The sequence below is a fragment of the Pseudomonas sp. HN8-3 genome (assembly GCF_020790195.1).
Lineage (GTDB): Bacteria > Pseudomonadota > Gammaproteobacteria > Pseudomonadales > Pseudomonadaceae > Aquipseudomonas > Aquipseudomonas synxantha_A.
In genome coordinates this window covers 381,080-395,883 of record NZ_CP086206.1, presented here as the reverse complement: position 1 = coordinate 395,883, position 14,804 = coordinate 381,080, and the positions used below count along the sequence as shown (strand labels likewise).

The window sequence follows — 14,804 nt, the reverse complement described above, 5'->3', positions numbered from 1 at the left end:
AAAGGGGTGTCTGGTTCCCGACGAGCGAAAACAAAAAAGCCCCGAAAACGCTGAAACGTTTCGGGGCTTCTTCAAGGGTGAACGGCCTCACAACACAGTGGATAACTTATCGCCGTGTATTACTTCTTGTGGTAGCTGGTCACACGCTCAACTTCTTCCTTGGAACCCAGGAACACCGCCACACGCTGGTGCAAACCTTCAGGCTGGATGTCGAGGATGCGCTGGTGGCCATCGGTGGACGCACCGCCTGCCTGCTCAACCAGGAACGACATCGGGTTGGCTTCGTACATCAGGCGCAGTTTGCCCGGCTTGGACGGCTCGCGGCTGTCTCGTGGGTACATGAACAGGCCACCACGGGTCAGGATGCGGTGCACATCGGCAACCATCGCAGCGACCCAGCGCATATTGAAGTTCTTCTTCAACGGGCCTTCTTCGCCTTCCATCAACTCGTTGACGTAGCGTTTCACCGGTTCCTCCCAGTGACGCTGGTTAGACATGTTGATGGCGAATTCCTGGGTAGAAGCAGGAATCGAAATGTCTTCGTGGGTCAGCACGAAGCTGCCCATTTCGCGGTCCAGCGTGAAGCCTTTGACGCCATCACCCAGGGTCAGCACCAGCATTGTCTGCGGGCCGTAGATGGCATAACCGGCAGCGACCTGCTCAGTGCCCGGCTGCAGGAAGGCCTTTTCGTTCAGGGCTTCGTTCTGGCTCAGGTATTCATTCGGGCAACGCAGTACCGAGAAGATGGTGCCGACCGGTGCATTGATGTCGATGTTGGAAGAACCGTCCAGTGGGTCGAATACCAGCAGGTAAGCGCCTTTCGGGTACTTGCCAGGGATCTGGTAGGCATTGTCCATTTCTTCGGACGCCATGCCGGCCAGGTGACCGCCCCATTCGTTGGCTTCGAGCAGGATTTCGTTGGAGAGTACGTCGAGCTTCTTCTGCACTTCACCTTGGACGTTTTCAGTGCCCATGCTGCCCAGGACGCCGCCCAGTGCGCCTTTGGAAACGGCGTGGCTGATTTCCTTGCAAGCACGCGCCACCACTTCGATAAGGAAGCGCAGATCGGCAGGCGTGTTGTTGCTGCGGGTCTGCTCGATCAAATAGCGACTCAGGGTAACGCGGGACATGGAAGGCTCCGGAGAATGGGGGGCTGAAAACCCGCGCAGTTTAACGCGAGTCGAGGGTTATTTCCTCTAATCAGAGGATTTAACGCCAATAGAGTTCACGACCTGGCGCCACGACCCTCTCCAACATCGCAGAACCCATGTGGGAAGGGGCTTGCCCCCTCCCACATTTTTTAACCGCAGTGGTCAGTCGAGGGCTTTCCAGATCTCGGTGGCGTACTCGCGGATGGTCCGGTCCGAGCTGAACCAGCCCATGCGCGCGGTATTGAGCACCGCCGAACGCCACCATTCCTTGGAATCGTGCCAGTGGGCTTCGACCCGCGCCTGGGCGTCCCAGTAGGAATCAAAGTCGGCACACACCAGGAAACGGTCGTAGTCGATCAGCCCATCGATCAGGCCCACATAGCGCCCCGGATCATCCGGCGAGAACACCCCGCCACGGATCGCTTGCAACACGTCGTTCAAGCGATGGGACGCGGCGATGTCCGGCCCGGCGTTGAACTCACCGGCGTGCTTGCGGGCTTCCACCTGCTGGGCACTGAGGCCGAAGATAAACATGTGCTCGGCGCCGACCCGCTCGTGCATCTCCACGTTGGCGCCGTCCATGGTGCCGATGGTCAGCGCGCCGTTGAGGCCGAACTTCATGTTGCTGGTACCCGAGGCCTCGAAGCCGGCAGTGGAAATCTGCTCCGACAAGTCCGCCGCCGGAATAATGCTCTCCGCCAGGCTGACGTTGTAGTTGGGCAGGAACACCACTTTGAGCAGACCGCGCACGGTCGGGTCGTTGTTGACGGTACGGGCGATGTCGTTGGTCAGCTTGATGATCAGCTTGGCCTGGTGGTAGCTGGCTGCAGCCTTGCCGGCGAAGATTTTCACCCGTGGCACCCAGTCGGTGCCCGGCTCGGCGCGGATCGCCTGGTACAGCGCCACGGTGTGCAGCAGGTTGAGCAGTTGGCGCTTGTATTCGTGGATGCGCTTGACCTGCACATCGAACATCGCCGCCGGGTTGATCGCGATACCCAGGCGCTCATGGATGATCTGGGCCAGTGCACGCTTGCTGTGCAGGCGCTGTTCAGCGAAGGACTTGCGGAAAGCCTGCTTCTCGGCGAACGGCTCCAATTCGATCAAGCGCTGCTCAGGCTGGTCGAGAATATCCGGCCCCAGGGCTTCCACCAGCATATCGGTCAGCTTGGGGTTGGCCTGGTACAACCAGCGGCGGAAGGTGATGCCGTTGGTTTTGTTGTTGATGCGCTCGGGATACAGCTTGTGCAGCTCGGAGAACACCGTGCTGCGCATCAACTGGGTATGCAGGCCCGATACACCGTTGACGCTATGGGAGCCGAGGAATGCCAGGTTGCCCATGCGCACGCGGCGGCCGTTGTCCTCTTCGATCAGCGAGACGGCGCGCAGTACGTCGAAGTCGTGGATGCCCTTGGCGCGCAGCGAGTCGATGTGTTGGGCGTTGATCAGGTAGATGATCTGCATGTGCCGGGGCAACATGCGCTCCATCAGACCTACGGGCCAGGTTTCCAGCGCTTCAGGCAGCAAGGTGTGGTTGGTGTACGACAGGGTTTCGACGGTGACATCCCACGCGGCTTCCCACGGCACGTCATGCAGGTCGACCAGTTGGCGCATCAGCTCGGCCACGGCGATGGACGGATGGGTGTCGTTGAGCTGGATCGCGGCGTGTTCGCCCAGGCTCAGCACCGAACCGTGCATGTTCTTGTGGCGGCGCAGCAAATCCTGCAAGGACGCCGAAACGAAGAAGTACTCCTGGCGCAGGCGCAGTTCCTGCCCCGCTTCAGTGCTGTCGGCCGGGTAAAGCACGCGAGAGATGCTTTCGGCACGGGCCACCTCGGCGACGGCGCCCAAGTGGTCACCGGCATTGAAGCGCTCCAGGTGCAAGTCTTCCACAGCCCGTGCACGCCAAAGGCGCAGGGTGTTGACGCTGGCGCCACGCCAGCCGACTACCGGGGTGTCATAGGCAACAGCCCTGACAGTTTCGTTGGGCGACCACACCTGGATCATCTTGCCGGAGGCGTCCGCAAGGGTTTCGACGCTGCCGCCAAAGCCGATCGGGTAAATCACTTCGGCGCGTTCGAACTCCCAAGGGTTACCAAAATCCAGCCAGCGTTCGGTCTGCTCCTGCTGCCAGCCATCAACGATGGCCTGGCGGAACAAGCCGTGTTCATAGCGAATACCATAGCCATGGCCGGCAATCCCCAAGGTCGACATGCTTTCCATAAAGCACGCCGCCAGACGGCCCAGGCCACCATTGCCGAGCGCCGCGTCGGGCTCAAGCAGGCGGATGCGCTCCAGATCGACGCCCAACTCCGACAGCGCTTCACGGGCGATCTCCAACACGCCCAGATTGCTCAGGCTGTCGTACAACAGACGGCCAATGAGAAATTCCAGCGAGAGGTAATAAACGCGCTTCTGGCCTTTGCGATAAATACGCCGCGTGTGGTCCATCCAGTGATCGACCATCTGGTCGCGGGCGGCCAGGGCAATGGCTTCGAACCAGTCATGGTCAAAGGCGTGATCCGGGTCTTTGCCCACCGCGTAGGTGAGTTTGGTCAAGACAGCATCGCGGAATGCGGCTACCTCTGCTTCTCGTGCAAGCGGTTCCTGAGACATCGGTGCGACCTCGGGCGAGATTGAAGGAGTTGCTAGAGCCTAGTCGGTCTGACAGACGGTAGACGTGCTGGTTCGGCAGTTTTTTAACTCATTCACCATTGGCTGAATTTGATGCAGGGGTCGTGCCCGATCAGGCCGCGGCGAAGCCTTTGAGCTGAAACCTGCAAAATATTGTTCAAAAAACCACCAATCCCGGTATGATCCCGCGCCCGTATACCGCCCCACCCTGGAACCCTGATGAAGCCTCAACTGATCGCCGCCGCGGAACTCGACCGTCTCGAAACGTGGCAGAAATATTCCGCCCACATGTGCGGCGGCTGCGTGTCCAGCTGTTGCACCCTGCCGGTTGAGGTGAAGATCAAGGACCTGATCCGCATTGGCATCGTCGACGAGTTCGAGCGCGGCGACCCGCCGAAGAACATCGCCAAGCGTTTGCAGAAAGAAGGCATCGTCGAGCGCTACAACAACAAATCCGAGATTTTTACCCTGCAGCGCATGAGCAACAACGACTGCCTGTATCTGGATCGTAAGACGCGCTTCTGCACTATTTATGACAAGCGCCCGGATACTTGCCGCAACCACCCGAAAATCGGGCCGCGGCCGGGGTACTGCGCTTACAAGCCCAAGGAAGTGGTACGCGAGACCAACTTCAAGACTCTCGATAAATTCTGACTCGGGTTTTGTAGTGTTCTGAAGGGCCTCATCGGGGGCAAGCCCCCTCCCACATTTTGATTTGGGAACACATTCAACTGTGGGAGCTGGCTTGCCTGCGATGGGGCCAGTAAAGACAACACACAAACTGCGGGCACAAAAAAACGCCCCCGGCCTTTCGACCGGGGGCGTTTTTCATTCAGCCTGAGTTAACTCAGTTCTTGGCTTTCTTGGCAGCGCGGGTACGCTCGCCTTCGTCCAGGATCTTCTTACGCAGGCGGATCGACTTAGGCGTGACTTCGCACAGCTCGTCGTCCTGGATGAATTCCAGGGCCTGTTCCAGGGTGAAGCGAACAGGTGGAACCAGAGCGATGGTTTCGTCTTTGCCCGAAGCACGCATGTTGTCGAGCTTCTTGCCTTTGGTTGGGTTGACGCCCATGTCGTTGTCACGGCTGTTCAGACCAACGATCTGGCCGTTGTAGATCTCTTGACCGTGTTCAACGAACAGCTTGCCACGCGCCTGGAGGGTTTCCAGGGAGTAGGTCAGCGCCTTGCCGGTTTCTACCGATACCAGAACACCGTTCTGACGGCCGGACATGTCGCCGGACTTCATGGTGTCGTAGCGATCGAAGATCGAGGTCAGGATGCCAGCACCGTTGGTCAGGGTCAGGAACTGGTTACGGAAACCGATCAGACCACGAGCAGGGATGTTGTATTCCAGACGTACACGGCCTTTGCCATCCGGCACCATGTTGGTCAGGTCGCCCTTACGCAGGCCCATCTCTTCCATGACCTTGCCCTGGGATTCTTCAGGGGTGTCGATGGTGACGTTTTCGAACGGTTCCTGCTTCACGCCGTCAACAGTACGGATGATCACTTCCGGACGACCAACACCCATTTCGAAACCTTCGCGACGCATGGTTTCGATCAGTACCGAGAGGTGCAGCTCACCACGGCCGGAGACCTTGAACTTGTCAGCCGAGTCGCCTTCTTCAACGCGCAGAGCAACGTTGTACAGCAGCTCCTTGTCCAGACGCTCCTTGATGTTACGGGAGGTCACGAACTTGCCTTCTTTACCGCAGAACGGCGAGTCGTTTACCTGGAAGGTCATGGAAACGGTTGGCTCGTCAACGGTCAGAGGCTTCATCGCCTCAACGTTGTCCGGCTGGCACAGGGTGTCGGAGATGAACAGCGAGTCCATGCCGCTTACGCATACGATGTCGCCAGCGAAAGCTTCTTCAACGTCGATACGGTGCAGACCGTGGTGACCCATCAGCTTCAGGATACGACCGTTACGCTTCTTGCCGTCGGCGCCGATAGCCACAACCGGGGTGTTCGGCTTGACGCTACCACGAGCGATACGGCCAACGCCGATAACACCCAGGAAGCTGTTGTAGTCCAGTGCCGAGATTTGCATCTGGAACGGGCCGTCACGGTCAACTTTCGGCGCGGGTACGTTGTCGACGATCGACTGGTACAGCGGGGTCATGTCTTCAGCCATGTCGGTGTGGTCAAGACCAGCAATACCGTTCAGGGCCGAGGCGTAGATGACCTGGAAGTCCAGCTGTTCTTCGGTGGCACCCAGGTTGTCGAACAGGTCGAAGATCTGGTCCAGAACCCAGTCCGGACGCGCGCCTGGACGGTCAACCTTGTTGATGCACACGATCGGACGCAGGCCGGCTTCGAAAGCCTTCTTGGTCACGAAACGGGTTTGCGGCATAGGGCCGTCTTGAGCGTCAACCAGCAGCAGAACGGAGTCAACCATCGACATTACGCGTTCTACTTCGCCGCCGAAGTCGGCGTGGCCCGGGGTATCCACGATGTTGATGTGGTAGCCGTTCCAGTTGATGGCGGTGTTTTTTGCCAGGATGGTAATACCGCGCTCTTTTTCCTGGTCGTTGGAGTCCATCACGCGCTCGTCGTTGAGCTCGTTGCGCTCCAGGGTGCCGGATTGACGCAGGAGTTTGTCTACCAGGGTGGTTTTACCATGGTCAACGTGAGCAATGATGGCGATGTTACGTAGATTTTCGATCACTTGTGTATCTCGATCAGAGGATTCGGTGTGCTGACAGGTCGTGGCAGCGATTAACAGTAGAGTCAGGCCTTGCCGTTACAGCTTGACGGCAGAGTCGGGGGGCCGGTGACGCAGGCCACAGGCAAACAGCCCCGGGCTCTTAGCTCGGTCGATAAACGCGCACATTGGCATGCCCCTCACTGAGCAAATGGTGGGCATGCAGGCGACTCATCACGCCTTTGTCGCAATACAACAGGTACTGACGGCTGTTATCCAGTTCCTTGAAACGCGCGTTCAGTGCGTAGAACGGCAGCGTTTGCACGTCGATGCCGGCGATTTCCAGCGGCTCATCCTCAGCGGCATCCGGGTGACGGATGTCGATGACGATCTGGCCGGCCAGGGCTTCGCTGACTTCTTCGATTTTTACATCCTGGCCCAACTCGTCGATCACCCGATCGATTGGGACCAGCTTGGCGTTCTCGAGCGCACGCTCCAGAATCGCCATGTCGAATTCTTTCTCTTCATGCTCCACGCGGTGACGCTTGGCGTGGGTCTTGGGGTTCACCGAGATGACCCCACAGTACTCGGGCATGTGCTTGGCAAAGTCGGCGGTGCCGATTTGCTCTGCCAGGTCGATGATGTCCTGCTTGTGGCTGGCGATCAGCGGGCGCAACACCAGCTTCTCGGTGACGCAGTCGATGATCGACAGGTTTGGCAGCGTCTGGCTGGACACCTGGGAAATCGCCTCGCCGGTCACCAGCGCGTCGATCTGCAATTGATCGGCGATTCGGGACGCGGCGCGCAACATCATACGCTTCAATACCACGCCCATATGACTGTTATCGACTTTGCCGAGAATTTCGCCCAGCACTTCCTCGAACGGCACGCTTACAAATAGCACGCGCTGGGAGCTGCCGTACTTCTTCCAGATAAAGTGCGCAACTTCCATCACGCCCAATTCATGGGCACGCCCGCCCAGGTTAAAGAAGCAGAAGTGGCTCATCAGGCCGCGGCGCATGATCTGGTAGGCCGCCACCGTGGAATCGAAACCGCCGGACATCAATACCAGGGTCTGTTCCAGGGCGCCCAGCGGGTAGCCGCCGATGCTGTTGTGCTGGCTGTGGATCACAAACAACCGTTGGTCGCGAATTTCCATGCGCACTTCAATTTGCGGCGCTTTAAGGGAAATTCCAGCGGCGCCGCACTCGCGACGCAGCTTGCTGCCGACGTATTTCTCGACATCCATGGAGCTGAAGGTGTGCTTGCCGGCACGCTTGCAGCGCACCGAAAAAATCTTCCCTTCAAGTGCACTGCCGTAGTGCTGCTTGCACTTTTCGGTGATGTCGTCGAAGTCGCCCAGCGGGTACTCATCCACCTGCAGGAAATGCGCGATGCCCGGCATGCAGCTCAGGCGCTCGGTCATGTCCTTCAAGGCTTTGGCGTCGGTAATGCGGGTTTCCAGCTCGAGGTTGTCCCACACGCCGTTCACCACCACAGCCGGGTCCAGGTCACGGAGCACGGCACGGATGTTCTTGGCCAACTGACGGATGAAACGCGTCCGTACCGGTCGGCTTTTGATGGTGATCTCGGGGAAGACTTTAACGATTAATTTCATGGAAACAGCGCGCGCCGGGCCTGCTGAAAAAGGGGGGCGCGGATTATAGCGGAAATCGCTCAAGGTTTAACCAGTTAATATGCATCGAACGTGCAACGCACCAAAACGGGTCATTTACACAAATAAACGCTACATTGCAGTGCGCTATTTCTCGCGCTTTGGCCTATTGCACCGCTATAGGGGCCATTTTGAGGCAAAAAGACCATGTTGGCGCACTGGCATGTAATTTGCTCTCTTGTGAGGCAGGTTGCCTTGGCGGAGTATCCGCGCCGGCATCACCCACATTCTAAGGGCTAACTCCACTACCCAAGCCCGAAGCCACCCGGAGGACACCATGTCGAAGTCGGTTCAACTCATCAAAGATCATGACGTTAAATGGATTGATCTGCGCTTCACGGACACAAAAGGCACTCAGCACCACGTGACCATGCCGGCTCGCGACGCGCTGGATGATGCTTTCTTCGAAGAAGGCAAAATGTTCGACGGCTCCTCCATCGCCGGCTGGAAAGGCATTGAAGCTTCCGACATGATCCTGATGCCGGACGACAGCACTGCCGTGCTGGACCCGTTCACCGAAGAGCCGACCCTGATCCTGGTCTGCGACGTGATCGAGCCGTCGACCATGCAAGGCTACGACCGCGACCCACGTGCGATCGCCAAGCGTGCCGAGGAATACCTGAAGTCCACCGGTATTGGTGACACTGTATTCGTGGGCCCGGAGCCAGAGTTCTTCATCTTCGACCAAGTGAAGTTCAAGTCCGACATCTCCGGCTCCATGTTCAAGATCTACTCCGAACAAGGTTCGTGGATGTCCGACCAGGACGTGGAAGGCGGCAACCATGGCCACCGTCCAGGCATCAAAGGCGGCTACTTCCCGGTTCCACCGTTCGACCACGACCACGAAATCCGTACCTCCATGTGCAACGCCATGGAAGACATGGGCCTGGTCATCGAAGTGCATCACCACGAAGTGGCGACTGCCGGCCAGAACGAAATCGGTGTGAAGTTCAACACCCTGGTGGCCAAGGCTGACGAAGTTCAGACCCTGAAGTACTGCGTACACAACACTGCCGTCGCTTACGGCCGTACCGCTACCTTCATGCCCAAGCCTCTGTACGGCGATAACGGTTCGGGTATGCACGTTCACCTGTCCATCGCCAAAGAAGGCAAGAACACCTTCGCAGGTGAAGGTTATGCCGGCCTGTCCGACACCGCCCTGTACTTCATCGGCGGCATCATCAAGCACGGTAAGGCCCTGAACGGCTTCACCAACCCGTCGACCAACTCCTACAAGCGTCTGGTCCCAGGTTTCGAAGCTCCGGTAATGCTGGCCTACTCGGCGCGTAACCGCTCTGCCTCGATCCGTATTCCTTACGTGTCCAGCCCGCGCGCTCGCCGTATCGAAGCTCGCTTCCCGGACCCGGCTGCCAACCCATACCTGGCCTTCGCTGCACTGGTCATGGCCGGCCTGGACGGTATCCAGAACAAGATCCACCCTGGCGACGCCGCCGACAAGAACTTGTACGACCTGCCGCCTGAAGAGGCCAAAGAGATCCCACAAGTGTGCGGCAGCCTGAAAGAAGCCCTGGAAGAGCTGGACAAGGGCCGTGCGTTCCTGACCAAAGGCGGCGTGTTCAGCGACGACTTCATCGACGCTTACATCGCTCTGAAAAGCGAAGAAGAAATCAAGGTGCGCACCTTCGTACACCCACTGGAATACGAGCTGTACTACAGCTGCTGATCCGGTAGCGCTGCTTCTTAAGAGCGGCGTGACGAAAAAGACCTCCCCCGGGAGGTCTTTTTTTTGCCTGGGCGTTACGCTACGCCAGCTCTGCAAACCCAATCAAAGTGTGGGAGCTGGCTTGCCTGCGATAGCGCATTACCGGCCACCTGCTGTATCACTGACACACCGCCATCGCGGGCAAGCCCGCTCCCACAGGAGATCGCCTTTGAGACATCGACTTGTATTTGCCCTGCTGTTCATCAGTGCCAGTGCGAGCGCTGCGCCGCCTACGCTCGAACCCCTGCTCAACAGCATTGCCGAACGCCTGGAGATTGCCGATCAGGTGGCCTTGAGCAAATGGGACAGCCACAAACCCGTCGAAGACAAAAACCGCGAGCAGGAAGTGATCGCCAGCGTCGTCGCCCAAGCCCCGAGCTACAAGCTTGACCCGGCCGCCGCCGAGCAGTTTTTCTCGGCACAGATCGAAGCGAACAAACTGGTGCAATACACCCACCTGTCCGACTGGCAGTTCCAGGGCAAAGCCCCAGACGAGCCGCGCCCGGACCTGATCAAGCAGATTCGCCCGCAGCTGGATGAGCTGCAAAAACGCCTGCTGCAACAACTGGCCGACTTCACCCCGCACCGTGCCGATCCACAGTGCCCCCAATGGCTGGCCACCGCCGTGCATGAGCCGCTGAATGATCCGCTGCGCCAACTGGCAATGATCCGCGCCACCGCCGAACTCTGCATCTACAAAGGTTAATGACTGCAAACAAGGTAAAAATGTGGGAGCAAGCCCCCTCCCACATTTGGACTGTATGCATTCAGGGCCATCTCTGGCAGCTTCCTGAACAACCTTCACAAAACCGCACTATATTGGTGCGATAGGTTGCACCCTTACTCCAGCCACAGCCCATTTTGGTTCGAATCTTCCCGACAAAGCTGGCAGAACGCCACAGTTTCGCGCCACAAACCCCTATTTCAGGGCTTTAACGCTTCTTTTCGGAGCCTTGGTTTGGTTTTTGCATTTTCCTTGTATCAGCGTGTGCCTCAAGCCTGCGCCTTGCTCCAAAAGAGGTCCCGATGACCATCAGCGATGCACTGCACCGTTTGTTACTCGACAACCTGACCACCGCGACCATCCTGCTCAATGCCGATCTGCGCCTTGAGTACATGAACCCGGCGGCGGAGATGCTCCTGGCCATCAGCGGCCAGCGCAGCCATGGGCAGTTCATCAGCGAGCTGTTCACCGAGTCGGCCGAAGCCTTGAGCTCGTTGCGCCAGGCCGTGGAGCAGGCACATCCGTTCACCAAGCGCGAAGCGATGCTCACCGCCCTCACCGGCCAGACCCTGACGGTCGATTACGCCGTAACCCCCATTCTGAGCAATGGCGCCACGCTGCTATTGCTCGAAGTACACCCCCGCGACCGCCTGCTGCGCATCACCAAGGAAGAGGCGCAGCTGTCCAAGCAGGAAACCAGCAAGATGCTGGTGCGCGGCCTGGCTCACGAGATCAAGAACCCGCTCGGCGGGATTCGCGGCGCCGCGCAGCTGCTGGCCCGCGAGCTGCCCGAGGAGCATCTCAAGGACTACACCAACGTCATCATCGAAGAAGCCGACCGCCTGCGTAACCTGGTGGACCGGATGCTCGGCTCCAACAAGTTGCCGTCATTGGCGATGACCAACGTGCATGAGGTGCTGGAGCGCGTCTGCCAACTGGTCGAGGCCGAAAGCCAGGGCTGTATCACCCTGGTACGCGACTATGACCCAAGCATTCCCGATGTATTGATCGACCGCGAGCAGATGATCCAGGCGGTGCTCAATATCGTGCGCAACGCCATGCAGGCCATCAGCAGCCAAAACGAGCTGCGCCTGGGCCGCATCAGTTTGCGCACCCGCGCCCTGCGCCAGTTCACCATCGGCCATGTGCGCCATCGCCTGGTGACCAAGGTCGAGATCATCGACAACGGCCCCGGCATTCCCGCCGAACTGCAGGAAACCATCTTCTTCCCCATGGTCAGTGGCCGCCCGGACGGTACCGGGCTGGGCCTGGCCATTACCCAGAACATCATCAGCCAGCACCAGGGCCTGATCGAATGTGAGAGCCATCCCGGCCACACCACGTTCTCGATCTTCCTGCCATTGGAACAAGGAGCCCCCACGACATGAGCCGTAGTGAAACTGTCTGGATCGTCGATGACGACCGTTCTATCCGTTGGGTCCTGGAAAAAGCCTTGCAACAGGAAGGCATGACCACCCAGAGCTTCGACAGCGCCGACGGAGTGATGAGCCGCCTGGCACGCCAGCAGCCGGACGTGATCATCTCCGACATTCGTATGCCCGGCGCAAGCGGCCTGGACTTGCTGGCGCGCATCCGCGAGCAGCACCCGCGCTTGCCGGTGATCATCATGACTGCGCACTCGGACCTGGACAGCGCTGTCGCGTCCTACCAGGGCGGCGCCTTTGAATACCTGCCCAAGCCATTCGACGTGGATGAGGCGGTGGCGCTGGTCAAGCGCGCCAACCAGCACGCCCAGGAACAACAGAACCAAGAAGCCCCGCCAACCCTGACCCGCACCCCGGAAATCATCGGTGAAGCGCCGGCGATGCAGGAAGTGTTTCGCGCCATCGGGCGCTTGAGCCACTCCAACATCACTGTGCTGATCAATGGCGAGTCGGGCACCGGTAAAGAGCTGGTGGCCCATGCCCTGCACCGTCACAGCCCGCGTGCGGCCTCGCCGTTTATCGCGCTGAACATGGCGGCGATCCCCAAGGACCTGATGGAGTCCGAGCTGTTCGGCCATGAGAAAGGCGCGTTCACCGGCGCGGCCAACCTGCGGCGCGGGCGCTTTGAACAGGCCGACGGCGGCACGCTGTTTCTCGATGAGATCGGCGACATGCCGGCCGATACCCAGACCCGCTTGCTACGGGTGTTGGCGGACGGTGAGTTCTATCGTGTCGGCGGGCACACACCGGTCAAGGTTGATGTGCGCATCATTGCGGCCACCCACCAGAACCTCGAAACCCTGGTACACGCGGGCAAGTTCCGTGAGGACTTGTTCCACCGCCTCAATGTGATCCGCATCCATATCCCGCGCATGTCGGACCGCCGCGAAGATATCCCCACCCTCGCCCGCCACTTCCTCAGCCGCGCCGCCCTGGAGCTGGCCGTAGAGCCGAAGCTGCTGAAAAGCGAGACCGAGGAATACCTCAAGAACCTGCCGTGGCCCGGCAACGTGCGCCAGCTGGAGAACACCTGCCGCTGGATCACCGTAATGGCCTCCGGGCGTGAAGTGCATATCAGCGACCTGCCGCCTGAGCTGCTGAGCCTGCCGCAGGATTCGGCACCGGTAACCAACTGGGAACAAGCGCTGCGCCAATGGGCCGACCAGGCGTTGGCGCGCGGCCAGTCGAACCTGCTGGACAGCGCCGTGCCAGCGTTCGAGCGGATCATGATTGAGACCGCGTTGAAGCATACCGCCGGCCGTCGTCGCGATGCGGCCGTGCTACTGGGTTGGGGGCGCAATACCCTGACGCGCAAGATCAAGGAATTGGGGATGAAGGTAGATGGTGGGGATGATGATGAGGGTGATGAGGCCTGATCACACATCCCAGTTCCACTGAAAGTCTAATGTGGGAGGGGGCTTGCTCCCGATAGCAGTAGTTCAGTCACCACATCTGTGTCTGACCCACCGCTATCGGGAGCAAGCCCCCTCCCACATTTGGATCTCTGCAATTCCACGACTGTGCACCGCTTCAATGCACCATGAACCGGCATCGGGCACGGGCTGGATACGTGGAAGACCGTTATCGCGGGACAACTCTCGCAAGCTGAAACCACCAAAGCCCCGGATTACGGGGCTTTGCGCTTTTTGGAAAAATTTTATGGGTGAAATTGCAAACTCTGGCACGCGCCCTGCAATAACCCTCGTACAACCCAGTTTCGGGGACCTTGGTACAGGCAGGCCGAGAATCCCCTCTTTAACACCGAAGCCTTAGGCTTCACCCCGTTTTGGGAGCCCTGGTACAGGCAGGCCGGGAACTCCCTCTTTTATTGCTCCTGGAGATGGACCTCCAGCCGCCAGCGGTCATCGACCTGCTCGCCTTTCCACTCCCCACGCAACGGTCGCGCCGCCACCAGGTTCAGCAGCAAACCGCCATCGGTCTTGCGCACACGCCAGTTCACGTCCTTGTCATTGACCTTGAGCTGCCCGCTGGCCGCCTTGCCCTGGGCGTCAAACAGCAGCGCCACGGTGCCGTCGATATGCTCACCGTGCAGCTTGGGCTCACGGTTGAACCACACCGCTACACCGTCGACAGCAGGCACCACCTCCAGTAACTGGACTGGGTCTGGCGTGGTCAGGCGACCGATCATCAAACCCACCATCAAGCCGACAATCGCCAACGAGCCCAAAACCCTCGGCAATAGCTTCGGCCTCGGGTCTTCTTCAGGGGTAGAATGCAGCGCATCTTTGCCTTCGGAGCCGTGCATGTTTCACGTCATCCTTTTTCAACCAGAAATTCCGCCGAATACCGGCAACGTTATCAGGCTGTGCGCCAACAGTGGCTGCCACCTGCATTTGATCGAGCCGCTGGGCTTCGACATGGACGACAAGCGCCTGCGCCGCGCCGGGCTGGACTACCACGAGTACGCCACCCTCAAGCGTCACGCCGACCTGGCCAGTTGCCTGGAAAGCCTGGGCCATCCGCGCCTGTTCGCATTCACCACCAAGGGTTCGCGACCATTTCACGATGCCAGCTTTGCCGAGGGCGATGCCTTCCTGTTCGGCCCGGAAAGCCGTGGCCTGCCGGCCGAGGTGCTCGACGCCCTGCCCGATGGCCATCGCCTGCGTTTGCCGATGCGTGAGGGCTGCCGCAGCCTGAACCTGTCCAACACCGTAGCCGTCGCCGTCTATGAAGGCTGGCGCCAGCTTGGCTTTAAATAACACCGCATAACAAATGTGGGAGGGGGCTTGCTCCCGATGGCGGAGTGTCAGTCGACATCTAAGTGACTGTTCCACCGCTATCGGGAGCAAG

The 14,804-nt window shown here is 59.3% G+C and carries 11 protein-coding genes; 6 read left to right on the top strand and 5 right to left on the bottom strand.

Annotated features, from left to right (window positions below):
- Positions 1 to 119 precede the first annotated feature (119 nt).
- Together LJX92_RS01745 and LJX92_RS01740 are read right to left on the bottom strand one after the other, a co-directional pair.
- A complete protein-coding gene (locus LJX92_RS01745) occupies positions 120 to 1,130 on the bottom strand; it encodes a class 1 fructose-bisphosphatase (protein ID WP_032878350.1) in 1,011 nt (336 codons plus the stop codon).
- Positions 1,131 to 1,313: 183 nt separating this feature from the next.
- A complete protein-coding gene (locus LJX92_RS01740) occupies positions 1,314 to 3,764 on the bottom strand; it encodes a glycogen/starch/alpha-glucan phosphorylase (RefSeq protein WP_078820070.1) in 2,451 nt (816 codons plus the stop codon).
- Between the two features lie 237 nt (positions 3,765 to 4,001).
- Here LJX92_RS01740 and LJX92_RS01735 point away from each other — a divergent pair, with 237 nt between their 5' ends.
- Positions 4,002 to 4,436, top strand: coding sequence for a YkgJ family cysteine cluster protein (locus tag LJX92_RS01735; protein WP_003187815.1), 435 nt, complete (start codon positions 4,002 to 4,004; stop codon positions 4,434 to 4,436).
- A 193-nt stretch (positions 4,437 to 4,629) separates the two neighbouring features.
- On the opposite strand, the gene typA is transcribed toward LJX92_RS01735, so the two are convergent.
- Positions 4,630 to 6,450, bottom strand: coding sequence for a translational GTPase TypA (typA, locus tag LJX92_RS01730; RefSeq protein WP_005783945.1), 1,821 nt, complete (start codon positions 6,448 to 6,450; stop codon positions 4,630 to 4,632).
- Positions 6,451 to 6,589: 139 nt separating this feature from the next.
- The gene (gene thiI, locus LJX92_RS01725; protein ID WP_005783943.1) at positions 6,590 to 8,044 is read right to left on the bottom strand and encodes a tRNA uracil 4-sulfurtransferase ThiI; all 1,455 of its coding nucleotides are present in this window, start codon (positions 8,042 to 8,044) and stop codon (positions 6,590 to 6,592) included.
- Between the two features lie 334 nt (positions 8,045 to 8,378).
- Between thiI and glnA the strand changes: the two genes are divergently transcribed.
- The 4 genes from glnA (at position 8,379) to ntrC (ending at position 13,369) form a co-directional block, all read left to right on the top strand.
- Entirely contained in the window at positions 8,379 to 9,785 is a 1,407-nt protein-coding gene (gene glnA / locus LJX92_RS01720; RefSeq protein WP_005783941.1) for a type I glutamate--ammonia ligase, read from the top strand.
- Positions 9,786 to 9,993: 208 nt separating this feature from the next.
- Positions 9,994 to 10,530, top strand: coding sequence for a chorismate mutase (locus LJX92_RS01715; protein ID WP_228309247.1), 537 nt, complete (start codon positions 9,994 to 9,996; stop codon positions 10,528 to 10,530).
- A gap of 320 nt (positions 10,531 to 10,850) precedes the next feature.
- A complete protein-coding gene (gene glnL, locus LJX92_RS01710; RefSeq protein ID WP_005783937.1) occupies positions 10,851 to 11,936 on the top strand; it encodes a nitrogen regulation protein NR(II) in 1,086 nt (361 codons plus the stop codon).
- A complete protein-coding gene (gene ntrC / locus LJX92_RS01705) occupies positions 11,933 to 13,369 on the top strand; it encodes a nitrogen regulation protein NR(I) (RefSeq protein WP_003187806.1) in 1,437 nt (478 codons plus the stop codon). Before glnL ends, ntrC begins: the two co-directional genes overlap by 4 nt.
- A gap of 449 nt (positions 13,370 to 13,818) precedes the next feature.
- On the opposite strand, the gene LJX92_RS01700 is transcribed toward ntrC, so the two are convergent.
- Positions 13,819 to 14,259, bottom strand: a complete 441-nt coding sequence (locus tag LJX92_RS01700) for a hypothetical protein (protein ID WP_078820069.1) — start codon at positions 14,257 to 14,259, stop codon at positions 13,819 to 13,821.
- On the opposite strand from LJX92_RS01700, the gene LJX92_RS01695 reads away from it, so the two are divergent.
- Entirely contained in the window at positions 14,258 to 14,713 is a 456-nt protein-coding gene (locus LJX92_RS01695; RefSeq protein ID WP_003171120.1) for a tRNA (cytidine(34)-2'-O)-methyltransferase, read from the top strand. The genes LJX92_RS01700 and LJX92_RS01695 overlap by 2 nt on opposite strands.
- The last annotated feature ends 91 nt before the right edge of the window (positions 14,714 to 14,804 follow it).

Coding starts and splice junctions, on each gene's coding strand:
- LJX92_RS01745 (WP_032878350.1), bottom strand. CDS start 1,130: ATGTCCCGCGTTACCCTGAGTCGCTATTTGATCGAGCAGACCCGCAGC.
- LJX92_RS01740 (WP_078820070.1), bottom strand. CDS start 3,764: ATGTCTCAGGAACCGCTTGCACGAGAAGCAGAGGTAGCCGCATTCCGC.
- LJX92_RS01735 (WP_003187815.1), top strand. CDS start 4,002: ATGAAGCCTCAACTGATCGCCGCCGCGGAACTCGACCGTCTCGAAACG.
- thiI (WP_005783943.1), bottom strand. CDS start 8,044: ATGAAATTAATCGTTAAAGTCTTCCCCGAGATCACCATCAAAAGCCGA.
- glnA (WP_005783941.1), top strand. CDS start 8,379: ATGTCGAAGTCGGTTCAACTCATCAAAGATCATGACGTTAAATGGATT.
- glnL (WP_005783937.1), top strand. CDS start 10,851: ATGACCATCAGCGATGCACTGCACCGTTTGTTACTCGACAACCTGACC.
- ntrC (WP_003187806.1), top strand. CDS start 11,933: ATGAGCCGTAGTGAAACTGTCTGGATCGTCGATGACGACCGTTCTATC.
- LJX92_RS01695 (WP_003171120.1), top strand. CDS start 14,258: ATGTTTCACGTCATCCTTTTTCAACCAGAAATTCCGCCGAATACCGGC.
- LJX92_RS01700 (WP_078820069.1), bottom strand. CDS start 14,259: ATGCACGGCTCCGAAGGCAAAGATGCGCTGCATTCTACCCCTGAAGAA.